The 23,253-nt window shown below is 57.0% G+C and carries 23 protein-coding genes; 5 read left to right on the forward strand and 18 right to left on the reverse strand.

Going from position 1 to position 23,253, the window contains the following annotated elements; translation table 11 throughout:
- Positions 1 to 190: 190 nt before the first annotated feature.
- The 3 genes from ftsX to ftsY are packed head-to-tail and all read right to left on the reverse strand — an operon-like array spanning position 191 to position 3,500.
- Positions 191 to 1,237 (reverse strand): permease-like cell division protein FtsX, encoded by a 1,047-nt coding sequence (ftsX, locus tag FKN99_RS14320; protein WP_172118515.1) that lies wholly within the window; start codon positions 1,235 to 1,237, stop codon positions 191 to 193.
- Positions 1,234 to 1,902 (reverse strand): cell division ATP-binding protein FtsE, encoded by a 669-nt coding sequence (ftsE, locus tag FKN99_RS14325; RefSeq protein ID WP_087110053.1) that lies wholly within the window; start codon positions 1,900 to 1,902, stop codon positions 1,234 to 1,236. Before ftsE ends, ftsX begins: the two co-directional genes overlap by 4 nt.
- Positions 1,899 to 3,500, reverse strand: a complete 1,602-nt coding sequence (gene ftsY, locus FKN99_RS14330; protein ID WP_172118516.1) for a signal recognition particle-docking protein FtsY — start codon at positions 3,498 to 3,500, stop codon at positions 1,899 to 1,901. Before ftsY ends, ftsE begins: the two co-directional genes overlap by 4 nt.
- Positions 3,501 to 3,590: 90 nt before the next feature.
- Between ftsY and rsmD the strand changes: the two genes are divergently transcribed.
- Together rsmD and zapB are read left to right on the forward strand one after the other, a co-directional pair.
- Positions 3,591 to 4,199 carry a 16S rRNA (guanine(966)-N(2))-methyltransferase RsmD gene (gene rsmD / locus FKN99_RS14335; protein ID WP_172118517.1) on the forward strand — a complete coding sequence of 203 codons (609 nt, stop codon included), beginning with the start codon at positions 3,591 to 3,593 and terminating at the stop codon, positions 4,197 to 4,199.
- Between the two features lie 93 nt (positions 4,200 to 4,292).
- The gene (zapB, locus tag FKN99_RS14340; protein WP_172118518.1) at positions 4,293 to 4,475 is read left to right on the forward strand and encodes a cell division protein ZapB; all 183 of its coding nucleotides are present in this window, start codon (positions 4,293 to 4,295) and stop codon (positions 4,473 to 4,475) included.
- Here zapB and rimI read toward each other — a convergent pair.
- From rimI to prfB, 7 genes are all read right to left on the reverse strand, one after another.
- Positions 4,468 to 4,914 carry a ribosomal protein S18-alanine N-acetyltransferase gene (gene rimI, locus FKN99_RS14345; RefSeq protein WP_172118519.1) on the reverse strand — a complete coding sequence of 149 codons (447 nt, stop codon included), beginning with the start codon at positions 4,912 to 4,914 and terminating at the stop codon, positions 4,468 to 4,470. The two genes, zapB and rimI, sit on opposite strands and share 8 nt — an antisense overlap.
- Positions 4,904 to 5,743 (reverse strand): hypothetical protein, encoded by an 840-nt coding sequence (locus FKN99_RS14350; protein WP_172118520.1) that lies wholly within the window; start codon positions 5,741 to 5,743, stop codon positions 4,904 to 4,906. The genes rimI and FKN99_RS14350 overlap by 11 nt, the downstream gene beginning before the upstream one ends.
- Positions 5,740 to 6,048 carry a BolA family protein gene (locus tag FKN99_RS14355; RefSeq protein ID WP_172118521.1) on the reverse strand — a complete coding sequence of 103 codons (309 nt, stop codon included), beginning with the start codon at positions 6,046 to 6,048 and terminating at the stop codon, positions 5,740 to 5,742. Before FKN99_RS14355 ends, FKN99_RS14350 begins: the two co-directional genes overlap by 4 nt.
- 43 nt (positions 6,049 to 6,091) lie before the next feature.
- Entirely contained in the window at positions 6,092 to 7,492 is a 1,401-nt protein-coding gene (locus tag FKN99_RS14360; RefSeq protein ID WP_172118522.1) for an MFS transporter, read from the reverse strand.
- A 143-nt stretch (positions 7,493 to 7,635) separates the two neighbouring features.
- Positions 7,636 to 8,022, reverse strand: coding sequence for a hypothetical protein (locus FKN99_RS14365; protein ID WP_172118523.1), 387 nt, complete (start codon positions 8,020 to 8,022; stop codon positions 7,636 to 7,638).
- Between the two features lie 90 nt (positions 8,023 to 8,112).
- Positions 8,113 to 9,624 carry a lysine--tRNA ligase gene (gene lysS / locus FKN99_RS14370; RefSeq protein ID WP_172118524.1) on the reverse strand — a complete coding sequence of 504 codons (1,512 nt, stop codon included), beginning with the start codon at positions 9,622 to 9,624 and terminating at the stop codon, positions 8,113 to 8,115.
- 34 nt (positions 9,625 to 9,658) lie between these two features.
- A protein-coding gene (prfB, locus tag FKN99_RS14375) for a peptide chain release factor 2 (RefSeq protein WP_172118525.1) occupies positions 9,659 to 10,757 on the reverse strand; the annotation gives its coding sequence in 2 pieces (ribosomal slippage) (positions 9,659 to 10,681 and positions 10,683 to 10,757; 1,098 coding nt in all).
- Between prfB and FKN99_RS14380 the strand changes: the two genes are divergently transcribed.
- Positions 10,756 to 10,926 carry a hypothetical protein gene (locus tag FKN99_RS14380; RefSeq protein ID WP_172118526.1) on the forward strand — a complete coding sequence of 57 codons (171 nt, stop codon included), beginning with the start codon at positions 10,756 to 10,758 and terminating at the stop codon, positions 10,924 to 10,926. The two genes, prfB and FKN99_RS14380, sit on opposite strands and share 2 nt — an antisense overlap.
- Before the next feature lie 84 nt (positions 10,927 to 11,010).
- Here FKN99_RS14380 and FKN99_RS14385 read toward each other — a convergent pair whose 3' ends face one another.
- Positions 11,011 to 12,363, reverse strand: a complete 1,353-nt coding sequence (locus tag FKN99_RS14385; protein ID WP_172118527.1) for an OmpP1/FadL family transporter — start codon at positions 12,361 to 12,363, stop codon at positions 11,011 to 11,013.
- A gap of 305 nt (positions 12,364 to 12,668) precedes the next feature.
- On the opposite strand from FKN99_RS14385, the gene FKN99_RS14390 reads away from it, so the two are divergent.
- Positions 12,669 to 13,097, forward strand: a complete 429-nt coding sequence (locus FKN99_RS14390) for a MerR family transcriptional regulator (protein WP_172118528.1) — start codon at positions 12,669 to 12,671, stop codon at positions 13,095 to 13,097.
- The gene (locus tag FKN99_RS14395) at positions 13,094 to 15,604 is read left to right on the forward strand and encodes a heavy metal translocating P-type ATPase (RefSeq protein WP_172118529.1); all 2,511 of its coding nucleotides are present in this window, start codon (positions 13,094 to 13,096) and stop codon (positions 15,602 to 15,604) included. Before FKN99_RS14390 ends, FKN99_RS14395 begins: the two co-directional genes overlap by 4 nt.
- Positions 15,605 to 15,676: 72 nt before the next feature.
- Here the strand turns inward: FKN99_RS14395 and FKN99_RS14400 are convergent, their stop codons facing one another.
- The 7 genes from FKN99_RS14400 to rplS form a co-directional block, all read right to left on the reverse strand.
- Positions 15,677 to 16,294, reverse strand: a complete 618-nt coding sequence (locus FKN99_RS14400) for a YitT family protein (protein ID WP_172118530.1) — start codon at positions 16,292 to 16,294, stop codon at positions 15,677 to 15,679.
- A 67-nt stretch (positions 16,295 to 16,361) separates the two neighbouring features.
- Positions 16,362 to 18,116 carry a single-stranded-DNA-specific exonuclease RecJ gene (locus FKN99_RS14405; RefSeq protein ID WP_172118558.1) on the reverse strand — a complete coding sequence of 585 codons (1,755 nt, stop codon included), beginning with the start codon at positions 18,114 to 18,116 and terminating at the stop codon, positions 16,362 to 16,364.
- 63 nt (positions 18,117 to 18,179) lie between these two features.
- A complete protein-coding gene (gene thrC / locus FKN99_RS14410; protein ID WP_172118531.1) occupies positions 18,180 to 19,568 on the reverse strand; it encodes a threonine synthase in 1,389 nt (462 codons plus the stop codon).
- A 6-nt stretch (positions 19,569 to 19,574) separates the two neighbouring features.
- Entirely contained in the window at positions 19,575 to 20,891 is a 1,317-nt protein-coding gene (locus tag FKN99_RS14415) for a homoserine dehydrogenase (RefSeq protein ID WP_172118532.1), read from the reverse strand.
- A 181-nt stretch (positions 20,892 to 21,072) separates the two neighbouring features.
- The gene (locus FKN99_RS14420; protein WP_172118533.1) at positions 21,073 to 21,864 is read right to left on the reverse strand and encodes a DsbC family protein; all 792 of its coding nucleotides are present in this window, start codon (positions 21,862 to 21,864) and stop codon (positions 21,073 to 21,075) included.
- Positions 21,839 to 22,720 carry a site-specific tyrosine recombinase XerD gene (gene xerD, locus FKN99_RS14425; protein WP_172118534.1) on the reverse strand — a complete coding sequence of 294 codons (882 nt, stop codon included), beginning with the start codon at positions 22,718 to 22,720 and terminating at the stop codon, positions 21,839 to 21,841. Before xerD ends, FKN99_RS14420 begins: the two co-directional genes overlap by 26 nt.
- Before the next feature lie 138 nt (positions 22,721 to 22,858).
- A complete protein-coding gene (gene rplS, locus FKN99_RS14430) occupies positions 22,859 to 23,215 on the reverse strand; it encodes a 50S ribosomal protein L19 (RefSeq protein WP_087110090.1) in 357 nt (118 codons plus the stop codon).
- Positions 23,216 to 23,253 lie beyond the last annotated feature (38 nt).

The following is a 23,253-nucleotide window of genomic DNA, read 5'->3' on the forward strand; positions in this document are numbered from 1 at the left end:
AGTTGTAATGACGTCGTTGTATTTACGTCCGTACGCCTCAATTAACCATTAAGACCTTGCCTAAGCGGCAAAGTTCACTTGTTTCTGCTGCCTGTTTTGCCGAAATGTGCCATCGGCTTAAGCCAGATTGCGTCGGCGCTAGCCAGAGTAATAAAACATTATTACCGTTCGCAGACAGCGCCACACACGCTTAGCGGGGGCGGATACTGGAAAGATGACGGGTCACTGCCAGCCAAGCGCCCAACCAACCTAATAGTGTACTGCAGGATAGCAAAATTGTAGAGCCTGTGATATCCAGCTGCGGCAACGAGAAGCTTGCACCATAGCTAGCCGCTAACGCGGCGACCGGCAGCGACAGCCAGTGATTCCCCAAGCCCAGCAAACCCAGCGACAATATACCGCCCCCAAGACCATACCACGCCCCGCTGTATAAAAACGGGCGACGTACAAAAGCGTGCGTGGCACCAATCAGCATGACCACCTCGATTTCACGGCGTCGGCTTTCAACGGCCAAGCGAATCGTATTACCGACCACCAAGAGCACCCCTAATCCAAACAGCAGACCTAGCGCTAACGCAACGCGTCGACCAAGTGCAGCCAAATGGCGTAAGCGCTCCACCCAGGCCAAATCCACCCGAACCTCATCAACGCCTGTCAGAGAGGCTAACGTAACAGACAGTTGCTCCATGGATGCCAGTTCCACGCTTTGTGGACGCACCACGATGCTCGCGGGAAGCGGATTAGCATCCAGCCCCGCCAGCGCATCGTCCAGCCCCAGCGACTCTTGAAACTCGACCATGCCCTGCTCGGCACTGATCAAGCGCGTCTCTAGCACCGCCTGCTCAGCGCTTACCGCCTCATCAATCCGCGCCGCTTGAGCCGGGTCAACGGTGGTTTCTAAATATACCGTGAGGGTCGCGCTCTCATCCAACTCGGCATCCAGCAATCGAGCACTATCCAGCGTCAGCCATAGCGCAGCCGGAAGCACGAGGGCAATAGCAATCGCGAGCATTGTCAGCAGGCTGCCGACGGGGTGGCGCAACAGCCGATAAAAGCTGTCCCAACTCATCGCCCGATGGTGGCGCCCCCAGGCACGTAAACGGCTTGAAAAACGCGTTTGCTGCGAATTGGCTCCGCGCCGTTTGGGAGGTGGGGATTCCTGACGCTGGGTAGATACTTTGCGCCCCGCTTTCGGTGCAGCGCCTTTTGCGCGACGCGGTGTTGCCGATGGTTTCATACTGCGCCCTCATCAGCCACTAAGCGCCCATCACGCAAGCGCAAAATACGGTGGCGCAAACGAGCAATCAGCGCAAGGTCGTGACTTGCGATCATTACCGTGGTGCCGATGCGATTGAAGTCTTCAAAAAGCGCCATGATATCGGCGGAAAGCTGGGGGTCCAGGTTACCGGTTGGCTCATCGGCCAGGAGAAGCGCGGGCTTATTAACCACCGCTCGGGCAATGCCGACCCGCTGCTGCTCACCACCGGAAAGCTCAACGGGCAGCGCCTTCTCACGGTGTAAAAGCCCCACTTTATCGAGCGCGGCGCGCACGCGGCGCGCCGACTCCCGTGGCTCAATGCCTTGAATATCCAGCGGCAGCGAGACGTTATGAAACACGCTTCTATCAAACAGCAGTTGGTGATCCTGAAACACCACCCCAATCTGGCGCCGATAAAAAGGCACCTGGCTTGCATGAAGCTGGGCAATATCGTGCCCCGCCACGATCACACGACCACGGCTAGGCTTTTCAAGTCGCATAATCAGGCGCAGCAAAGAGCTTTTACCCGCGCCCGAGTGGCCGGTCAAAAACACCATTTCACCGCGGGCCACACGAAAGTCCAGATGCGCCAGGGCTTCAAAGCGCCCTCCATAGCGCTTGCCGACATGCTCAAAAGCGATCATGCGCTGGCATCGTCCTCTTGGCGGTCAAACAGTGCGCTAACGAAGTCGTCTGCCTCGAAGGGGCGTAAATCGTCCAGCCCTTCGCCTACGCCGATAAAGCGAATGGGCGTCTCGAGCTGTTTGGCCAAGGCAAAAATAATTCCCCCTTTGGCCGTACCGTCCAGCTTGGTTAGCGTAATCCCCGTGATGGGCACGGCTTCGTGGAATGTACTCGCCTGCGCAATCGCGTTTTGCCCCGTACCTGCATCCAGCACCAGCATCACTTCATGCGGCGCTGTGGTATCGAGCTTTTGCATCACACGATGGACTTTCTTTAACTCTTCCATCAGATGGCTTTTGTTGTGCAAGCGACCTGCCGTATCGGCAATAAGGATATCTACGCCGCGCGCTTTAGCGGCGGCGACTGCATCATAAATGACCGAAGCGCTATCGGCGCCAGTATGTTGAGCAATGACCGGTACACTATTGCGCTCTCCCCACACCTTAAGCTGCTCAACCGCCGCCGCCCGGAAGGTATCCCCTGCGGCCAACATGACGCTTTTTCCCTCGCGCTGAAAACGCTGGGTCAGCTTGCCAATCGTCGTGGTTTTACCCACGCCGTTCACCCCTACTACCAAAATCACAAAGGGGCCGTCCGTTTGCTTATTCATATCCAGCGGCGTTGCCACCTGCCCAAGCATGGCAGCCAGCTCTTCCTGAAGCGCACGATAAAGCGCCTCAGGGTTATTCAACTCTTTACGCGAGACGCGTGCTTCAAGGCGTCCAATAATCTCGCTGGTCGCTTCAATCCCCACATCCGCCATCAGCAGCTGGGTTTCCAGATCCTCTAAAAGCTCATCATCAATCTGCTTTTTTCCCAAAAACAGATCGGCGATGCCGTCGGTTAAGTTAGCGCGCGTTTTGCCCAAGCCTGACTTAATTCGCGCAAACCAGCCCTTCTTCTCGCCACTAGTGGCCACCGGCTTTTCTTGAAGTGCAGGCTTCTGCTCGGGCTGGCCCTCCGGCTGAACGTCAAGCTCAGCCGGTTCCGGGTCGACTTCAGGCTCAGGAACCGGGCTAATGTCGGGCTCACGCGCTGGCTTAATTTCGGGTTCCGGCGATTCCGGCTTCACCTCGGGAGGCGCAGGTGCGGGCTCAACCTCCGGCTCAGACGGTTCTGGCTTAACGTCAGGTGGCGCTGGCGCGGGCTCAACCTCAGGTTCAGGCGGTTCTGGCTTAACTTCAGGTGGCGCAGGTGCGGGCTCAACCTCAGGCTCAGACGGTTCTGGCTTAACGTCAGGTGGCGCTGGCGCGGGCTCAACCTCAGGTTCAGGCGGTTCTGGCTTAACTTCAGGTGGCGCTGGCGCAGGCTCAACCTCAGGCTCGGACGTCTCTGGCTTAGTCTCAGAAGGCGCTGGCGTGGGCTCGACCTCAGGCTCAGGCGGCTCTGGCTTAACCTCGGGCTCAGGCTCTGTCACCGGCGCGCCATTTTCAACGTCGGCTAGCGGTTCCTGCGGCGGCTCGTCAAGCTGCGCATCATCATTGAGTTCCTGCGGGCGTTGCTCTTGCGGCTCCTGTTGGGAGTCGTGCTTTTTCTTACGTTTGAAAAAACCAAACATGGGAGTCATCCGACTTAAAAGGTGAACATTGTGACCATCCTACCACCGCCAACCAAGACTTTGGATAAGTAGCCCGCTACAATCCCCGATATGACACGACAACGCTCCTCTCGCCCATCCGCTTCCAAAGGCACGCCCACCCGGCAGCCTGGCAAGCTTCGTATTATCGGTGGTGATTTTCGCCGCCGCCAGCTACCTGTGCTTGACCGGCCCGGCTTACGGCCAACGCCAGACAGAGTACGTGAGACGCTGTTTAACTGGCTGGGGCAGCAGCTCTATGGCCAACATGTGCTGGACCTGTTCGCGGGCACCGGCGCACTGGGTATTGAAGCGCTTTCGCGCGGTGCCGCTCACGTTGACTTTATCGAACGTGACAACAGTGTAGCCGCCTATATTACCCAAAATCTGGCCACACTTGGCGCAACCCGTGGCCAAGTCACTGCATGCGATGCAAACACGTTTTTGAGCCAGCCGCCTAGCCCTTATCACCTGGTATTTCTTGACCCACCCTTTCACCAGGGGCTTGCTACACGTTGCTGTAACGCACTGGAGACTCTTGGCTGGCTCGCGCCCGACGCCATGATTTACCTGGAAACCGAACGCTCATTAGACCCAACGCCTCCTGCTAACTGGCAGCTACACCGCGAAACCCAAGCGGGTGAAAGTACTGCCCGGCTTTATCAACGCCAGACCCCGTAAACAGCGCTTGCCGATGACGCCTACGGGCGTTACGCTCGCTTGATTCAACCTGTTGGCACGCCTGTTGTTTGTTTTCATAACCTGGAGGTTTACATGAGCCTGGAACTGTTCAATCAGCTTGAGCAAAAAGTCACCGATACGGTGGAAGCGTTGGAAATGATGAAGCTGGAAAATGAAGAGCTACGCGACGAAAACACCAAACTCAAGCAAGAGCGCGAAGAGTGGGAACGCCGTTTGAACAGCTTACTCAGCAAGTTTGAAGGGATCGCTAACTAAGCGTACGCGACATTAGCAGTGCGTCTTCACGCCCGGCGGCACCCTGTACTGCCGGGTAGTAGCCTTTGCGCTGCCCATCCACCTTAAAATCAAAACGTTGATAAAGGCTAATCGCAGCCTTGTTGCTCGCCCGCACTTCCAGCAGTACACGCTCACTTTGCCACTCAGCCGCTTTTAACATCACTGCCTGCATTAACCCATACCCCAGCCCTAAATGGCGGTGAGCAGGGTCTACACCAATGGCTTGAAGCTCAGCATCAAAGGGTAAGCGCGCTACCAGCGCATAGCCTACCAGGGCATTTTCTTGAAAACAGCCCACTACGCAGGCATCCGTATCGGTTAATGCCGCATTAAGCTGGCGCTCACTCGCTCCACTTTGGGCCTGCGCTTCAAGAGTGACCAAGCGTAGGCCGTCGCTTGCCTGAAGCTCAGCGATCATTTTCGAGGTCGTTAAGCGTTTTCCACTGCTGGCCTAATGCGTACAGCTGGGGCCAAAGGTCACGCTTGGCAGCGCCATTTTTAGCAAGATGTTCAAGCGCTACGCCCTGCCATATTGGCAGTTCCAGCGTATCGCTACGCGCTTGCTGAATATTCAAAACGCTAAGGATATCAGCAGCGCTATCGTCTTCGGGTTGCTCCCCCCACCAGAGTACGCGCTCAAGCGCCCAGCCCTGTCGACTCGCACAGCCTGACATAAACGCAGAGAGCCCTTCTCTGGCTTCTTCAAGAGGGTCTTCTGCAAAGGTATTGGCCATTAACGGCCACTTAAACAGCGTGACGCTGGACAACGCATCCGGCGCGATACCAACGGCCTGCCAAATGTTGGCAAGCAGGCGCTGCGCCTGGGGCGTTATCTCGCCAGGGTGCAAGCTCAACCATCGCTGTCCTATACACACGCAGGAAAGCGAAAATTGCAGCGGTTTAGCTGATACCGCAGGCATCGAGCCAGGTACGGCTTCAACGGGTACTGATTCAACGGGCATTGGTTCAGTAGGCGGCTTATCCGCTGGCGCTTGGCCGAGCAAAGCACGCACTGAAGAAGGCGCTGGCGCAGGCGAGTTAACGCTCGGCGCCTTGGGCTCGCTACGCGGGGTTGGCGCGTCGTCAAGCAACGCCTGGAGACGCTCACGCGGGGGCGTTCTTTCCGGCGGCGTCTCATCCCACTCGCAAGCTTCGGTCGGCAGCGCATTGGGCAGTTGATAGCGCGATGCCCAGGCGGTAATGCCCATGGCATCCAGGTAGTGGCGCCGGGTAACCTCTGGCGTCACTGGCCGCCGCCACGACAGTTGGGTGAATCAGGACGTTCTCCGCCTCTCGCCTGCCATTCAACCGGCGTATAAAGATGCAGAGCTAGCGCGTGCACCGGGCCGGAAAGCTCATCGGCCAACAGTGCGTAGATTTTCTGGTGACGCTTCACCGGCATCAGGCCATCGAAAATGTCACTAACCAGCGTTACCTTGAAGTGGGTTTCGGAGTTGGCGGGCACGCTGTGCATGTGGCTTTCGTTCTCCACGCGCACTACTTCAGGCACTAGCGCCGCTAACTTCTGTTCAATCTGTGCTTGCACCGTCATTAATGCTCTCCTCGATATTCAACATTTTTATTGTACGCGCTTACTAGCCACCAGACGATGCCCGGCGTTCAACCAGTGCACGCCGGGCAAGCGACACTCTTGAAAGGCTTGCCAAAAGCGCCAGAAACGACGTTGCCGCTCCCAGCCAGAGGGTTATCTGAACCTCAAACCCAAGCGCTAATGCTGCCCCAACTATCGCCACCCCAAACGACTGACCTACCGTGCGAATAGTGCTCATCACGCCTGACACACTGGCACTGCGCTCCGCCGGAAGGCTGCCCATCATTTCGCGGTTATTGGGTGGCTGGAACAGACCAAAACCGATACCGCACAGCGCCGTACGCCATAGGCTTTCCATGACGCCCATGGTTTCATCCACCAGTGCCAGCGCGACCAGACCGATAATGATCAACCCCAGGCCGGTGCTTGAAAGCACGCTTGGATTGATTCGATCCGCCAAACGACCCGCCAACGGCCCTACCAGCATGATCCCAAGCGGCCACGGGGTAAACAGCCAAGCGGTCTCCAGGGGCGAAAGCCCCATTTGCTCCTGGTAATAAAACGACAATGCGACAAAGGTCAGACCCTGACCAATAAACGCAAGGCCTGAGGCGGATACCGCAAGCGTAAAGCGCTTTTCAGCAAACATACTCAGCGGTAGCAAGGGATAAAGCGCGCGACGTTGGCGCATAATAAATCCGGCAGCACTTGCTATGGTAAGCAGTATCCAGGCGCCCACCAGGCCAAACGGTGCTGCGTGCCCCACCGCGTCCATGGCCAGAAAGAAACTCGCCAGCATCAGCATGGACAACAGCGCCCCCAGAACATCAAAACTTCCTTGCCGGGGCTTATCCCGAGGCAGTGCGCGCTTGGCAAACCATAACGAGCACAGCCCCAGGGGCAGATTAAGCGCAAACAACCACGGCCAGTCCGCAAAGGATAAAATAACACCGCTCAGCGTTGGCCCTGCGGCGTATCCCCCTGCGACAACAAGCGCACTTAACCCTAACGCACTACCCAATAGGCGAGAGGGAAATATCGCCCGGTAAAGCGACGGGCCAATAGAGAGCGTGGCAGCGGCGCCCAGCCCCTGCAAGGCACGAAACACCAGCAGCGTTTCTAAATTACGCGACAGTGCCGCCCCTAATGCGCCCACCATAAACGTGCCAAGCCCAAACAGATAAATACGCCGCCGCGTTACCAGCTCGCTGATCCCGGCAAACACCAGCAAGAAGGCGGCACACACCACCTGAAACATGTTGGTGATCCACACCGAGCGTGCGGCAGAGGCGTTTAAATCTGCTGCAATGGTCGGCAGCGCCAAATTAATCATGGTGGTGTCCATCACCGCCATTAGCGTGCCAGTAATCAGGGCCAATACCGCCAAGGCACGCTCCGGCCCGGGCAGGCCGTCGTCTCCAGGACGGGTTTGAAACAGTCGCATGAGTGGGGTATTCCTAAAACGAAACGGCTAACACGTTAAAACCGGCCTAAGCCGGTTTTAACGTGTCTGAGCACAACTGCCCAAGAGCAGAAGTGCGTCATGAGTTACGTCATGATGAGATAGCGCCTAACTAGTGCCGAACGTTAATCCTGGTCGCTGTCGAGCAGTAACGCATCATCAACGTCAGAAATTTCAAGCGCTGTCTCATCATCCAGATCGATGGCGAGATAACTGTGCTCAACGCTAAGAAATGACTTGAACAGCGCCCAATCAAGCGGCTCTGGCCATTGGCGCTCATCCTCTTCCCAAGCGCGCAACTCGGTTTCGAGGATTTCTACATAGCGGTCGTGCACGAAGGTTTCGAGCGCTTCCGGGGTATCCATTTCAGGAATCAGGTAAATGGTACTTTCACGTTCGACGTCGTCCAGTGTCAGGTCGTCGTCTCCCATGGTGGGTTCCAGCGCATTGATCCAGTCCACAAAGGGCTGGGTCGGCCTGACGCTCAGAGCGGAGCGGTTTAGCAGTTTCATGGGATTCTCCTCGCCGTCGAAACGTTGACCATTATGGGCGCTAAATCGCGCCCTTACCAACTTTTAGTCTACCTCATTCCATCCAGCGTGCTACTCAGCCTCAGGGCGCATTGCTGGGAACAGCAATACATCACGTATGGACGCACTGTCGGTAAACAGCATGACCAAACGATCAATCCCGATACCCTCACCGGCGGTAGGCGGCATGCCGTACTCCAGCGCACGCACGTAGTCAGCATCGTAGTACATCGCTTCCAGATCGCCTGCATCTTTCTCGGCGGCTTGTGCGCGGAAGCGCTCGGCCTGGTCCTCGGCATCGTTTAGCTCCGAGAAACCGTTGGCAATTTCACGCCCGCCCACAAAGAACTCGAAGCGGTCAGTGACAAACGGATTAGCATCGTTGCGGCGCGCCAGCGGGCTGACTTCAGCCGGGTATTCAGTAATAAACGTCGGCTGGTCGAGCTTATGCTCGGCCACTTCTTCGAAAATTTCCGTTTGGACTTTCCCCAGGCCCCAGCTGTTTTTGACCTTGATGCCCAGCGCCTGAGCGGTCACGCGCGCCGCTTCAAGGCTATCCAAATCAGCATCGCTAATGCCGTCACCGTGATCCAGAATCGACTGTTTAAGCGTCAAACGCTTGAACGGCTGGCCAAAGTCGTAGCTTGCCCCTTGGTACTCAAGCGTGGTGGTGCCCAGCACTTCTTCGGCTGCAGTGCGCAGCATCGCTTCGGTCATATCCATCAGGTCGTTATAGTCGGCATACGCCCAGTAGAATTCGACCATGGTAAATTCAGGATTGTGCCGCGTCGAAAGACCTTCATTACGGAAGTTGCGGTTGATTTCGAAGACCTTCTCGAAACCACCCACCACCAAACGCTTAAGATAAAGCTCAGGCGCGATGCGCAGATACATATCCATATCCAGCGCGTTGTGGTGAGTCACAAACGGACGCGCCGTCGCACCGCCAGGAATCGCCTGAAGCATCGGCGTTTCCACTTCCATAAAGCCACGCGTTTCAAAGAAACGGCGCATGGAGCTGATCACCGCCGCCCGCGTTTCAAACGCTTTGCGCGACTGCGGGTTCATGATCAGATCCACATAGCGCTGGCGATAGCGCGCCTCCTGGTCCGTCAGGCCGTGGAATTTATCCGGCAGCGGGCGCAGGCTCTTGGTCAGAAGCTGGGCATCGACCATCATCACGTACAGGTCGCCCTTACCGGATTTATGCACCGGGCCGCGCGCCGCCACGATGTCACCAATATCCCAGCTCTTGATGTCATCAAGCACATCCGCCGGCAGGCCTTTTTTATCCACGTAAAGCTGGATCTGCCCCGCCACGTCCTGAATCACGATAAACGGACCGCGCTGGCGCATGATGCGCCCCGCCACGGATGCGTGATGATCAAGCGTTTCCAGCTCGGCTTTTTCCTTCTCGCCCAGCCGTTCCTGCAGCTCAACGGTCAGGCTATCGCGGCGAAAGTCATTCGGGAAAGCACTCTTCCCTTGCTCTGCGGCCAGTTCACGACGCGCGGTGAGCTTGGCGCGACGTTCGGCAATAAGATGATTTTCGTTTTCAGGAGAAGACGCGTCTTGGTTAGCCATGGGGCACCCTATTCATGTTCGAACGCTAAAAAGATTACAAACCCTGCTTGAGACTGGCGACGATAAACTGGTCCAGGTCGCCGTCGAGTACCTTGTCACAGTTGCTGGACTGCACGCCGGTGCGCAAATCCTTGATACGCTGGTCATCAAGCACGTAAGAGCGAATCTGGCTGCCCCAGCCGATATCGGCCTTGGAGTCTTCCGCTTCCTGCTTGGCGGCATTACGCTTTTGCATTTCATGCTCCCAGAGCCTCGCCTTTAACTGCTTCATGGCGAAGTCACGGTTGGCATGCTGGCTACGCTGGTTCTGGCAAGCCACCACAATACCGGTAGGTTCGTGGGTAATCCGCACCGCCGAATCGGTGGTGTTAACGTGCTGACCGCCCGCACCGCTGGAGCGATACGTATCAACGCGCAGGTCCGAAGGGTTAATATCAACCTCGAAACTGTCATCAACTTCCGGGGACATGAATACCGACGCAAACGACGTATGACGACGGCCGCCGGAGTCGAACGGGCTTTTACGCACCAGCCGGTGAACACCGGTTTCAGTACGCAGCCAACCGAACGCATAGTCGCCCTGAACATGCAGCGAGGCCGACTTGATACCTGCGACTTCGCCTGCGGAAATTTCGGTTATTTCAGCCTTGAACCCGTGGCTTTCTGCCCAGCGCAGATACATGCGCAGCAGAATATTGGCCCAGTCCTGCGCTTCCGTACCGCCCGAACCGGATTGAATATCCAGGTAGGCGTTATTTTCATCCATTTCGCCGGAGAACATGCGACGAAATTCGAGCTTTTCAAGCGCGACCTGAAGGCCATCAAGCTCTTGGCGCACTTCTTCAACCGTGTCCTCATCCTCTTCCATCTCGGCGAGTTCCAGAAGGTCGCGGCTGTCGCCAAGGCCTTGGTCCAGTTCGTCGATGGTTGCCACAATGGCTTCCAGGGAAGAGCGCTCTTTACCCAGCTTTTGTGCGTAGTCCGGGTCGTTCCAGACATTCGGGTCTTCGAGCTCGCGAGAGACTTCTTCTAGCCGATCTTTACGCTCGGCATAGTCAAAGATACCCCCTAAGAACGTCTGTCCGCTCAGACAGGTCCTTGATCTGGTTATGTATCGGGTTGGTTTCCAACATGGATCGCCCTGGCCTTGGTCAATATGACATGGTTCAAAAGAAAGACGCGCCGCTGTGGCGTCTTGGCTTGATGATTCCAAGCCAGCACCACAGCGGCGAAATTCTGAAAACCCATTGTAACGAAACCTGGCGTTTCTCGCATCCACTCGCCATGACGGCGAATGCCTGAACCCGGCGAGTGCCGGGTTCAGGAGTAGAGCTACCGATTTAACACGCGAGAAACTTATTTCATCGAGACGCCTAAAATATGGGCTTAAAAACGATAGGTCAACTGAGCACCAAAGCCGTGGGCTTCGTTTTTATAGCCGGCAGAGTAGGTAGACGTAATGGGCGGTGTCTGCTGTCCAGCCACAGTGAAGCTATCCGTCTTTGTTTGATCCACTTGGGTTGAGCGCTCGGTTAGATAAGAGTAAGCGAAATCAAGCGTTAGGTCTGGTGTAGGGCTCCAACCAGCACCCAGCGAGAAAATACGCCGGTCATCAGAAGGAATACGCACGCTACGTGTCGCATCCTGCGTTGGTGTAAAGTCCAGCGCTAGCCCTGCTCGCAACGCCAGCTCAGGCGTTAACTGATACTCCCCGCCGGTGGCAAACGCCCAAGCATTGGAGTAATTTTGCTGCTCGTTAGTGATCTCTTCACGCTCAGTGCCGGTAACCAGTATTTGATCAAAGCGGCTCCAGCGAGCCCAGGAAGCCCCAAACATGAGTTTGAGGTTGTCGCTCATTTGCTGGGTTATCGAGAAGTTAACCGTCTCAGGCGTGGTCAAGTCCAGAGCAGCCGTATCCGTTACGGTTCCGATACCTAACTGATCAAGCACAGGGGAACTTGCGGAAAAGTTACCGTCCAAATTGAAGTCCACTTTTGAGCGGTACGTTAAGCCCAATGTGGTTTCGGGCACCGGCTGATAAATCACCCCCAAGTTATATCCCCATGCGTCATCATCACCTTCAACGCGTGAATCCACCTCAGTAACGATCGGGTCCCCATTGGCTGCCACTCCAACAGCAACGGGCACCTGTCGGTGCAGTTCGCCATCAACGCGGTTATAGGTAATCCCCAACCCGACGCCCCACTGCTCGTTAAAGCGGTAGGAGACGGTTGGTTGGGCAGTCATTACCTTCACCTCCGTATAATTCCCCTGGTTACGCCCCTCGAAACCACCTTCATACTCTGTTTTTGAACCAAACGGTGCATATACGCCGAAACCAAACGCTAACTGCTCATTGACCGGTTGTGCATAAAAAGCAAAAGGAACCAGCGTACCAGGCACCATGTCACCTTCATTGGTTCCTGTTACTGATCCCAAAGGCAATGAGCCCGCAGGCGTTTCCAAAGAACGCCCAGAGGTAGCATTATTGACATCGGTATTTACATGAAGATAGGTGCCCCCCACCGTGATCTGCGCGCGATCAAGAAACGACATCCCTGCCGGGTTGCCGTACACAATGGTGGCATCGTGTACGTTAGAGCTACGCCCAGCATGGCTGTACCCTTGGCCACTAACGCTTTGCTCGTTAATTTGATAACCGCCAGCGTGTGCCTGGCTTGCGAAGACAGCTGCCGAAACCGCAGCTGCTAGAGTGAGTTTATTAAATTTATTATACATGGTCGGCCTCTTGTCCCGATGATCCCGTGGATGGCGACATCCGCTGGTACTGTTCTTATAGCGTAGGCATACACCTCAGTTTTCGCCCAATGCGGCCCTTGGTTCAAGGGCAAACGAGCGTTTTATTTTATTTTTCGCTCATACATTAGTCGTACGACCGTTTTAAATCATTGTTTTATTCGTTTTAAGCCCTTTTTACCGAATTATTGAACAGCCCACCTTGACCTGCGTGTTACCCATAGGTTTTACACTACGTGTATTCCCACTGTTTACTAACAGCAGACGAAGACTCACAGGAGTACGCGATGAAAGTCGGCGAGCTTGCCAAACAGGGCGGTGTAACGGCAGAGACAGTGCGCCACTACACCCGCGAAGGCTTACTTCTCCCGAGCCGCCATCCAGATAACGGCTATCAGCTTTTCTCAAGCACCGACCTTGAGCGGCTGCACTTTATTCAGCGAGCACGCAAACTGGGGTTTAGCGTAGCGGAGATACGCGACATTCTCCTGCATGCCGACCAGGGCGACTCGCCCTGCCCGCTGGTGCGCGACCTGCTGGCCAGCCGCCTGCCGCAGATCCGTACACGGATTGCCGAACTTGAAGCGCTGGCCCAGCGCATGGAGCAGGCGCTGGGAAGCTGGGAGCATATGCCTGACGGCACACCCGATGGGCATAGCGTGTGCCGCCTTATTGAAAGCTTTCCCGACGAGCCCTCCTCCAGGGAGGCCTTATGAACGACACAACCACTTCACGTCATACGGTTTTCCGTACGGTAGGTGGCATGAGCTGCCAGGGCTGCGTTAAGCGGATGCGCGCGGCGATTCAGGCAGAAGACCCAGCGGCTGAGGTAGTGGGCACCCCAGCTGAAAAACGCCTTGAAGTTACTACAAACCTGGACGATAGCCGCCTGAACACGGCGCTGGAAAAAGCCGGCTACCCGGCCAGCAGCGAACCCGCCTCGCCGACAGCACCTGAAGCACCGTCAGAGGCAACTGAGATACCGGCCACGGCTGGGCCCAATCTGCGCTTGGCAATTAGCGGCATGACCTGCGCCAGCTGCGTTAAAAGCGTTCAGAATGCGCTGAAAAATACCCAAGGGGTGGAAGCCGCCAGCGTTAACTTCGCGACCCACACCGCCCAGGTAGTGGGCAGTGCCGATGCGCAAACCCTTATCAACGCAGTCGCCTCAGCGGGCTACACGGCGGAGCCGATTGTGGATATGCGTGAAGCCGAGCGCGTTCGCGCCGAGCAGGATGCCACTACCTATCGGCAGCGGCTGCGGGGCAGCACCATCGCGCTGGCATTGGCCATCCCCCTGATGCTCAGCATGTTTATCTATCATCCCCACGTTATGGGCCTGGGCCGCGTTTACTGGCTGGTGATTGGCCTCTTGACCTTGGGCGTGCTTGCCTTTCCCGGGCGCCACTTTTTTGTCAATGCGTGGAAGAACCTCAAACGTCATCAGGCCAATATGGATACATTGGTGGCGATGGGTACGGGCACCGCTTGGCTCTACTCCATGGCGGTGGTGCTGTTTGCACCCTGGTTGCCTGAAATAGCTCAGGGGATCTACTTTGAAGCCTCAGCGATGGTGATTGGGCTTATCCTGCTGGGTAACGCCATGGAGCTTCGCGCTCGTGGGCGTACCAGCAATGCGTTAAAGCGCCTGCTTGATTTGCAAAGCCGCACGGCACGCGTCATTCGCGACGGCCAAGAGCAAGAGGTAGACGTGGATGAGGTGCGTGAAGGCGACCAACTCCGCGTGCGCCCCGGCGAGCGCTTACCGGTAGATGGCGAAGTCACCGAAGGCCAGAGCCACATTGATGAGTCCATGTTGACCGGTGAGCCGCTGGCCGTCAGCAAGCAATCCGGAGATGACGTCAGCGCAGGCACGGTCAATGGCCAAGGCGGGCTGGTGTATCGCGCGACCCGCGTGGGCCGCGATACCCGGCTTGGGCAAATCACCGAGCAGGTCGCCAGCGCCCAGAATTCGCGCCCACCAATTGGTGAACTGGCGGATAAAGTATCGAGCATCTTCGTGCCGTCCGTCATCATTATTGCCGTACTGGCGGCACTTGCGTGGTTTAACGTCGGCCCTGAGCCACGCGTGATTCATATGCTGGTGGCGGCCACCACCGTGCTGATTATTGCCTGCCCCTGCGCGCTGGGCCTTGCTACCCCTATTTCCACCATGATTGGCGTAGGCAAGGCCGCCGAACAAGGCGTGCTGGTAAGAAGTGGCGAAGCGCTACAAACCGCCAGCAAGCTCACCACGCTGGTGGTGGATAAAACCGGCACGCTCACCGAAGGCAAACCCAGTGTCACCGATGGGCAGGTGTTTGGTGTAGACGAAGCCACGGTGCTGGGCCTGGTTCATGGCCTGGAGCGCGGTTCTGAGCATCCGCTGGCGGCAGCTCTTATCGCTTACGCGGATGCGCTGGGCGCCGCGCCTGCTGAGATTCAAGGGTTTGAAAGTGTTACGGGTGGTGGCGTAAAAGCCGAAACCCGCGATGGAAAAGCGCTACTGCTGGGCAATGCGCGCCTGCTTGAGGCTGCCGGAGTTGATCTTTCATCTGCCCAGCAAGCGGTTAACACGCTACAACACAAGGCGCGTACGCTGGTATATCTGGCAGTGGATAATCAGCTAGCGGCGCTCTTCGGGATTAGCGACCCACTACGTCACGATGCCGTCGCGGCCGTTAAACGCTTGCAGCAGGATGGCCTGAACGTGGTCATGCTGACCGGCGATAATCAGCATAGCGCCGCGGCGATTGCCCTCGAAGTGGGCATTACGACGTTCAAAGCGGGCCTGACACCCGAGGACAAGCACGCCGAGATTGAGCGCTTACAGCAGGCAGGCGAAATCGTCGGCATGGTGGGCGACGGTATTAACGATGCCCCGGCGCTGGCGCGCGCTAACGTCGGCTTTGCAATTGGTCAGGGAACGGATATCGCCATGGAAAGTGCGGGGATTACGTTAATGCGTGGGTCGCTTCACGGCGTGGCCTCAGCCATTGAAATCAGCCGCGCCACGCTTGCCAACATCAAGCAGAACCTGGTGGGCGCCTTTGGTTATAACGTATTGTGCATCCCGGTTGCGGCAGGCTTGCTCTACCCGGTAACCGGCATGCTGCTTTCACCGATTATCGCGGGGGTCGCCATGTCGCTCTCCTCCATCACCGTGGTGAGTAACGCCAATCGCCTGCGGTTCTGGAAGCCCACTCAACAGGAGGCCTCATGAGCTTACTGGTTAACGCGGCGGGCGTGGGGCTCATTGCCCTGGTCGTCTGGTGGTTCTGGCTTAGCTAGAGCGCTAACTCACGCCGATATATCGCCCGGGCTTATGGTTAAGGGCGATAATCAAGTTCAACGTCAGCGCTCCCAGCACCGAGTAGCCAACGCGGTCTAACGGTAGCTGGGTAAGCGCTACCAGTAAAATCATCCCATCAATGCCTAGCTGCACATAGCCCGCCCGCAGGCCGTGGCGGTCCTGCAGGTAGAGCGCCAGAATGTTGATGCCGCCCAGGCTTGTGCGGTGGCGAAACAGCATCAGCATGCCAATGCCCATCAATGCCCCGCCCATGAGTGCCGCATAGAGCGAAGGCACGCTTGCAAACTGCACCCAGCCCTGGGTTAGTTCAGAAAACAGCGATACCAGGCCAATGGCTATAAACGTACGCAGCGTAAAGCTCCACCCCATACGCTTGATCGCCAGGTAGTAAAACGGCAGGTTGATGGCAAAAAACCACAGCCCAAACCCCCACTGCGTCACGTAATTAAGCAGCAGCGCCAAGCCCGCAGTGCTGCCAGTTAGCAGCACCGCTTGGGTATAAAAGGTAACGCCCAAGGCAACGAAGAACGTGCCCAGCAGCATCGCCATTACATCCTCATAGAGACGGTGCGGGTCCTTGGGTAAATCTTCCACGCGCATTTAAACGCCCTTATGAAGTGTGCTGGGGTGATGAACAGGGTTAATGGACCGGGTTGATGAAAGCGTTTTAAACTGCGCTTGCGTGCTCAACCATCAACTGCAACGACTCCCGCCCCCGCCAGCGGTTACGGTTAAGCTTGTAAGCGCAGTGCAGCGTGTCGCCGATGGCGAACGCGGGCAGCTCACCTGGCGTTAAGGCACGAAACCAGATTGCTTTACAGGTGATGGCACCCATGGAGAGCTCAAGCATCAAGTGCGCGCCATCGGCACCCACTGGGCGCAGCGCTTCGACGATAAAACGCCCTTCAAAAAGCGGTGCGTCAAATTCACGCCCATAGGGGCCCAGCGCGTCGATCTCCTCAAGCGTGGCAAGAGAGAGCTGCGCGGTGGAAAGCTCGCCGTCCGTCCATAGCCGGGGATAGAGCGAACGCCCTTCCAGCTGTTCCGCTACGGCCTTGAGAAACGCCTGTTTAAACACGTCCAGCTGTTCGCGGGGAACGCCCACTCCTGCGGCACCGCTGTGCCCACCAAAGCGCTGCAGCGCCTCAGGCGCAAGTTCAAAGGTACGCTGCAGCGCATCGCGCAGGTGCAAACCATCGATTGAGCGCCCTGAACCAGTAAGCATATTGGGTGCCGCCGCCTGCGTCAGCACCAGCGCAGGGCGCCCGTAAGACTGCACCAGCCGGGAGGCCACAATGCCCTGAACGCCGGGGTGGCCATCTTCCAGAAACACCACCACAGCAGGCTCATCGGCTAACAGCGCACTGGCGGCCAGCGCCCGTGCCTCTTCGGCCATATCAGCCTCAATCGCCTTACGCGACTGATTATCCTGGTCCAGCACTTCCAACTGACGGTTAGCGACGGCGTCACTCTCGGCCAGCATGAAATGTAGCGCAGCGTAAGGGTCATCCAGCCGCGAGCGCGCGTTAATCCGCGGGCCCATCTGAAAGGCCAGCGTTTCGGCATTAAACGGCACGCTGTCCGCGCCCAGGCGTGCGGCCATGGCGCGCCAGCAGGCGGCGTCCATGCGGTTGATCAGAGTTAATCCATAGCTCACCACGGCGCGGTTAGCGGGGCTTCCGCCCAGCGACACGCAGTCCGCCACGGTGCCCAGCGCCACATAAGAGAGCCACGGCGAAAGCTTGGGCGTAGCCTCGGGCAAGGCCCCCCACTCCACCAATACGCCACGCGCCAACGACATCAACAGCCACGCCACCATGCACCCGGCGATGGTTTTATCTGGATAAGTGCAATCGTCACGGGTGGGATTTACGCAGGCGTAGGCCGACGCGGGCGGGCCTTCCAACGGCAGCGCGTGGTGATCACTGACCACCACGTCAATGCCTGCCGCTTTGAGTCGCGCAATACGCGGCTCGTCGCTGCTTCCGCAGTCGGCGGTAATCACCAGGGTCGGAAATGGCTTAAGCGCCAGCGTGCGCTCAACCAACGGCAAGCTGATCCCGTAGCCATCGTGAATACGGTGGCCAATCAGGCTATGCAGCTTGTGCTCGGGCACACCAAACAGCTCAACCAGTGTGCGGCGAATGACGACGTGGGAGGTAATCCCATCCACATCGTAATCGGTCAAAATCCCGATGGACTCACCCTCCGCAACCGCCTGAGCAATACGTTCGGCGGCACGGCGCCCATCGGCGAGCTTTTCCGGGTGGGCCAGGTAGCGCAGGCTGGGCGTTACCAGCGGGGCCAGCTCGCCCTGATAGCCGGGCAGCCGTGAGGCGAGAAGGCGCGCCTGAAGCTCGCTCAAGCCTTGTGCCTGGGCACGGGCGTAGACAGCCTCGTCCAGCGGACGAGGCTCCAGCATTAGCTGCGTGGTGTGCTGAGGTGTAACAGGCGGATTGGCATCTGGCAAAGCAGTTATCATGAGTTAACGACGGTTATCCGCCACAAACTGCTGCACGGCGCTCAGCTCAGCTGGCAATACCGTGTAGCGCTCTTCACGCTCCAGCAAATCATCCATATGCGTGGGCAGCGGTACGCCCTGGAAACCTGCTTTTACCACCGCTTCAGCAAACTTGGCCGGGTGCGCGGTGGCAAGCGTTATCATCGGCGTTGAGTGATCAGCGCGAACACGCTCAGCAGCGCGGTAGCCCGTGGCGGTATGCGGATCAAGCATTTCACCAGTACGGTGATGCGCTTCGCGAATGACGTCCAGAATGGTGTCATCGTCCACACTAAAACTTGAGAACTTCTCGCGCAGCTTGGCAAGCGGCGCATCGGCAAGTGCGGTGGGCTCTTGCTGAAAGCGCTCCAGCAGTGCCGCCACGGCGGCGCCATCACGCTCATAAGCATCAAACAGAAGACGCTCGAAGTTCGACGACACCACGATATCCATGGAAGGTGCGAGCGTTGCCTCAAGCTCCTTCTTGGAGAAGTCGTTGGCGGCCAGCGTACGGTGCAGAATGTCGTTGGAGTTGGTGGCAATGATGAACTGCTTGACCGGCAGCCCCATTTTGTACGCCATGTAGCCCGCAAACACGTTGCCAAAATTGGCCGACGGCACGCAGAAGCTGACCTCGCGATGCGGAGCACCCAACGCCACACCCGCCGCTACGTAGTAAACAATCTGAGCCATGATGCGCGCCCAGTTGATCGAATTGACCGCTACCAGGCGCGTACCGTTCAGGAAGTCCTGATTGGCAAAGCTTGCCTTGACCATGGCTTGAGCATCGTCAAAATTGCCTTCGATAGCAATATTGAAGACGTTATCAGCCAGCACCGAGGTCATCTGGCGGCGCTGCACTTCGGACACTCGCTGGTACGGGTGCAGAATAAAGATATCCAGGTTGTCGCAGTGGCGGCAGCCTTCAATCGCCGCCGACCCGGTATCGCCCGAGGTGGCGCCCATGATCACCGCGCGCTCGCCGCGCTTTTTCAAAAAGTGATCCAACAGGCGGCCCAAAAGCTGTAGCGCGACGTCTTTAAATGCCAGCGTCGGGCCATGGAACTGCTCAAGCAGGAAGTGATTGGCGTCGAGCTGCTTGAGCGGCACCACCGCATCGTGAGTGAAGGTGGAATACGCGTCGGTCACGATGGTGCGGAAAGTGTCGTCGTCGATCTCGCCGTTTACAAACGGCTTCATGACCCGAAAAGCAATCTCGGCGTAAGAAAGCCCGGCCATATCGGCCAGCGCTTCTTTCGAGAGGGTGGGCAGCTCTTCCGGCACGTAAAGGCCGCCGTCGCTGGCCATACCGGTTAGTACGACTTCTTCAAACGAGAGCGCGGGCGCCTGCCCACGCGTACTGATATAGCGCATAGTGGGTTACTCCCCTTCGCTCAGGCTTTCCACGCGGATGCGTGTCACCGGTCCGGCGATATCGGCCATCGCTTCGATTTCACGAATTGCTTCGTTCATCTGCTTCTCTTTGGTGCGGTGCGTCAGCAAAATAATCGGCACCAGCTCGCCTTCGGTTGCCTCTTTCTGGATCAGTGCCTCAATAGAGATGCCCTGCTCCGAAAGGATGGTGGCCACGCGGGCCAGTACACCAGGGCGGTCCACCGCCAACAGGCGCAGATAATACGCCGTAATGATGTCTTCCATCGGCATAATCGGCAGTTGGCTGACATCTTCATCAATACCGCTGAACGCCAAATAGGGCACGCGATAGTGGTGGGCAGTTGTAATATCACGAGCCACATCCAACACATCAGCAACCACGGCGGAAGCCGTTGGTTCAGCACCCGCACCGGCACCGTAGTAAAGCGTGGGACCTACCGCATCACCCATGATGGCAATGGCGTTTTTGACGCCATGCACATTGGCCAGCAAACGCTCTTTGGGGATCAACGTGGGGTGAACGCGTAGCTCAAGCCCCTGGTCGGTACGCTTGGAAATACCCAAGTGCTTAATAACGTAGCCCAGGTTATCGGCCTGCTCGACATCTTCAGCAGTAATCCGTGAAATACCTTCGGTGAAGGCTCTTTCAAACTGAAGCGGTACACCGTAAGCAATCGAGGCCAGAATGGTCAGCTTGTGCGCCGCATCGATACCTTCCACGTCAAACGTGGGGTCGGCTTCGGCGTAACCCAGTGCCTGCGCTTCGGCAAGTACGTCTTCAAAGGCTCGGCCTTCGTCACGCATGTGCGTCAGAATAAAGTTGCCGGTGCCGTTAATGATGCCTGCCACCCACTCAATGCGGTTGGCACCCAAGCCTTCACGCAGCGATTTGATAACCGGAATACCGCCTGCAACGGCGGCTTCAAAGGCGACGATAACGCCCTTTTCATGAGCCGCCTTGAAGATTTCATTACCGTGAACAGCAATCAACGCCTTGTTAGCAGTGACCACATGTTTGCCATTGGCAATCGCGGTGAGTACCAATTCACGCGCCATGTCATAGCCGCCAATCAGCTCGACCAGCACATCAACGTTAGGGTTAGTTGCCACCTCGAAAACATCGGTGGTTGCGTTAATACCGGTAATATCGCAGTCAGGGTGAATACTGCGATGAGCCACCTGCTCAATCACAATAGGGCGGCCTGCACGGCGTGCAATATCATCAGCGTTGCGCGTCAATACATTGAACGTGCCGCCGCCAACCGTGCCTAGCCCACAAATGCCTACTCTTACCGGTTTCAAAATACATCCCCTTTCGTGGTGGGCGCCCTTGGCGCCTGGTCTTAAATTCAGTGTCTCAGCGTCACCGCTCGTTAACGGTGCTCTCTATTGGTGGGCACTTGTTGGGCGTGCCTATTGCTATGTTTCTGTTGCTACGTTTCTGTTGCCAGGCGCCTGTTTCAAAGCGCCTGCCAGATCAGGCTTAGACGTCGCCCAAGCCTAACATGACGGCAAGCCTTTCTGGCGGTACATAGCCTGGTACCATTTGGCCATCGGGCAGAATAATCGCGGGCGTGCCCTGTACACCCAGCGCCATACCCAGCTCATACTGCTCAGCCACCGGGTTATCGCAATCCGAAGGCCCCGATAACGGCTGGCGCTGCTGGGCACGGGTCATCGCTTCACTACGATTATCCGAACACCAGGCTTGCTGCATGGAGGTCGCCGCATCGCTGCCCATACCCGCCCGTGGGAATGCTAAATAGTGTACCGCAATCCCGCGCTCATTAAGCTCAGGCACGGCTTCGTGAAGACGCTCACAGTAGGGGCAAGTGGGGTCGGTAAATACTACCACGGTGGCTTTTGGCTCATCGACACCGCGATACACAACGCGCTCAGACTCGGGGATACTTGCCAGTGCCGCAACTCGCTCCTGATTTTTGGACTGCTCGGTTAAATTGACCAGCCCCGTCTCGGCATTTTCGAAAAGATCACCCACCAAAAAGTGGCTGCCATCGGCATTGGTGTAGAATGACTCGCCGCTTTCCAGACGCACGTGGTAAATGCCTTCCATCGGGGTCGTCGTTACGTGCTCAACCGGCATCGGCTGACCATTAACGCTCAGCGACTCACTCAGTCGTTGCGTGACGGCATCTGCGTGAGCGGCGACCGGCAAAACGCTGGCGATGGCGAGCGTGAGTAATGCCGTGCGTAAAGAAGGAGTAACCGTACGTTGACGCATTCTATCTTCAACCTCGCGGATGGTGTTCGGCATGTAAATGCTCCAAGCGGGCTTGGGCAACATGCGTATAAATTTGAGTCGTAGATAAATCGCTGTGGCCTAACAGCAGCTGTACGACCCGTAAATTGGCCCCATGATTCAATAAATGTGTCGCAAAAGCATGCCGCAGCGTATGCGGAGACAGCGGACGCGAGATACCAGCCGTGATGGCATGCGCTTTTATACGGTGCCAGAAGGTCTGTCGCGTCATGGCTTTATCATGGCGCCCTGGAAAAAGCGCTGACCTGGTCGGGTCGCTCATCAGCGCAGGTCTGGCCGTTTTCATATAGTGCGCAAGCCAATCTGCGGCTTCTTCCCCCATGGGCACCAAGCGGTCTTTATCCCCCTTACCACGCACACGCACCACATTTTGGCGCAGGTTCACCGCATCGCCGGTTAACGACACAAGCTCCGATACGCGCAGTCCACAGGCATACAGCAGCTCCAGCATGGTGCGGTCGCGCACGCCCAGCGGTGTATCAACATCAGGCGCCATCAGCAGGCGCTCGACCTCCGCCTCTTCCAGCGTATTGGGCAAGCCTGGCTGCACTCTGGGAAGCTTAACATCCACCAGCGGGTCGCTAACCACATGCCCGTGTAAGCGTGCCCAGCGATAAAAACTTCTAAGGCTTGATAACAGCCGGGCATTGCTTCGCAGTTGATAGCCTTGCTCTCGGCGGGCATCCAACCATACGGGAAGCCGCTGCCCTGTGGGAGACAATATATCCTCACCTTCTGCTACCAGGTAGTGCTGCCACGCGATTAAATCGCGCCGATAGGCGGCTAACGTATGATCACTGGCGCCTTGCTCTAACCAAAGGGCGTCCAGGAAAGCATCAATGACGCTCATACGTTAATCGTCTCCTGCTGAGTATATGAACACATAAACAAAACCCCGCCCCGCAAAGCGGTGACGGGGTTCTGGTATCCGGTGCGACACGTGCCCAAGACGTACGTCAAGAACAGTGCGCGCCCGAGAAAGCGTCGCTTAGGACAGCTTTTCTTTGATACGTGCTGACTTACCGCTACGCTCACGCAGGTAGTACAGCTTGGCTTGACGCACGTCACCACGACGCTTGACTTCAAGAGAGTCAACCAGCGGGCTGTAGGTCTGGAAAGTACGCTCAACGCCAACACCGTGAGAAATTTTACGTACGGTGAAAGCGGAGTTCAGGCCACGGTTACGCTTGGCAATAACAACACCTTCAAACGCCTGCAGACGCTCGCGGGTGCCTTCCTTGACTTTTACTTGAACGATAATGGTGTCGCCCGGCGCAAAAGAAGGAATCTCTTTGCCCATCTGCTCGTTTTCGATCGCCTGGATCACCTTGTTCTTGCTGCTCATCTTCATACTCCTAAATAACGGAATGGTTTGCCACGCAG

The sequence above is a fragment of the Halomonas hibernica genome, assembly GCF_013183775.1.
Classification (GTDB): domain Bacteria; phylum Pseudomonadota; class Gammaproteobacteria; order Pseudomonadales; family Halomonadaceae; genus Vreelandella; species Vreelandella citrativorans.

Bases quoted from the DNA above. Each gene is read 5' to 3' on its own strand.
- ftsX (WP_172118515.1), bottom strand. From the start codon at position 1,237: ATGAAACCATCGGCAACACCGCGTCGCGCAAAAGGCGCTGCACCGAAA.
- ftsE (WP_087110053.1), bottom strand. From the start codon at position 1,902: ATGATCGCTTTTGAGCATGTCGGCAAGCGCTATGGAGGGCGCTTTGAA.
- ftsY (WP_172118516.1), bottom strand. From the start codon at position 3,500: ATGTTTGGTTTTTTCAAACGTAAGAAAAAGCACGACTCCCAACAGGAG.
- rsmD (WP_172118517.1), top strand. From the start codon at position 3,591: ATGACACGACAACGCTCCTCTCGCCCATCCGCTTCCAAAGGCACGCCC.
- zapB (WP_172118518.1), top strand. From the start codon at position 4,293: ATGAGCCTGGAACTGTTCAATCAGCTTGAGCAAAAAGTCACCGATACG.
- rimI (WP_172118519.1), bottom strand. From the start codon at position 4,914: ATGATCGCTGAGCTTCAGGCAAGCGACGGCCTACGCTTGGTCACTCTT.
- FKN99_RS14355 (WP_172118521.1), bottom strand. From the start codon at position 6,048: ATGACGGTGCAAGCACAGATTGAACAGAAGTTAGCGGCGCTAGTGCCT.
- FKN99_RS14360 (WP_172118522.1), bottom strand. From the start codon at position 7,492: ATGCGACTGTTTCAAACCCGTCCTGGAGACGACGGCCTGCCCGGGCCG.
- FKN99_RS14365 (WP_172118523.1), bottom strand. From the start codon at position 8,022: ATGAAACTGCTAAACCGCTCCGCTCTGAGCGTCAGGCCGACCCAGCCC.
- lysS (WP_172118524.1), bottom strand. From the start codon at position 9,624: ATGGCTAACCAAGACGCGTCTTCTCCTGAAAACGAAAATCATCTTATT.
- FKN99_RS14380 (WP_172118526.1), top strand. From the start codon at position 10,756: ATGGATCGCCCTGGCCTTGGTCAATATGACATGGTTCAAAAGAAAGAC.
- FKN99_RS14385 (WP_172118527.1), bottom strand. From the start codon at position 12,363: ATGTATAATAAATTTAATAAACTCACTCTAGCAGCTGCGGTTTCGGCA.
- FKN99_RS14390 (WP_172118528.1), top strand. From the start codon at position 12,669: ATGAAAGTCGGCGAGCTTGCCAAACAGGGCGGTGTAACGGCAGAGACA.
- FKN99_RS14395 (WP_172118529.1), top strand. From the start codon at position 13,094: ATGAACGACACAACCACTTCACGTCATACGGTTTTCCGTACGGTAGGT.
- FKN99_RS14400 (WP_172118530.1), bottom strand. From the start codon at position 16,294: ATGCGCGTGGAAGATTTACCCAAGGACCCGCACCGTCTCTATGAGGAT.
- FKN99_RS14405 (WP_172118558.1), bottom strand. From the start codon at position 18,116: ATGCTGGAGCCTCGTCCGCTGGACGAGGCTGTCTACGCCCGTGCCCAG.
- thrC (WP_172118531.1), bottom strand. From the start codon at position 19,568: ATGCGCTATATCAGTACGCGTGGGCAGGCGCCCGCGCTCTCGTTTGAA.
- FKN99_RS14420 (WP_172118533.1), bottom strand. From the start codon at position 21,864: ATGCCGAACACCATCCGCGAGGTTGAAGATAGAATGCGTCAACGTACG.
- xerD (WP_172118534.1), bottom strand. From the start codon at position 22,720: ATGAGCGTCATTGATGCTTTCCTGGACGCCCTTTGGTTAGAGCAAGGC.
- rplS (WP_087110090.1), bottom strand. From the start codon at position 23,215: ATGAGCAGCAAGAACAAGGTGATCCAGGCGATCGAAAACGAGCAGATG.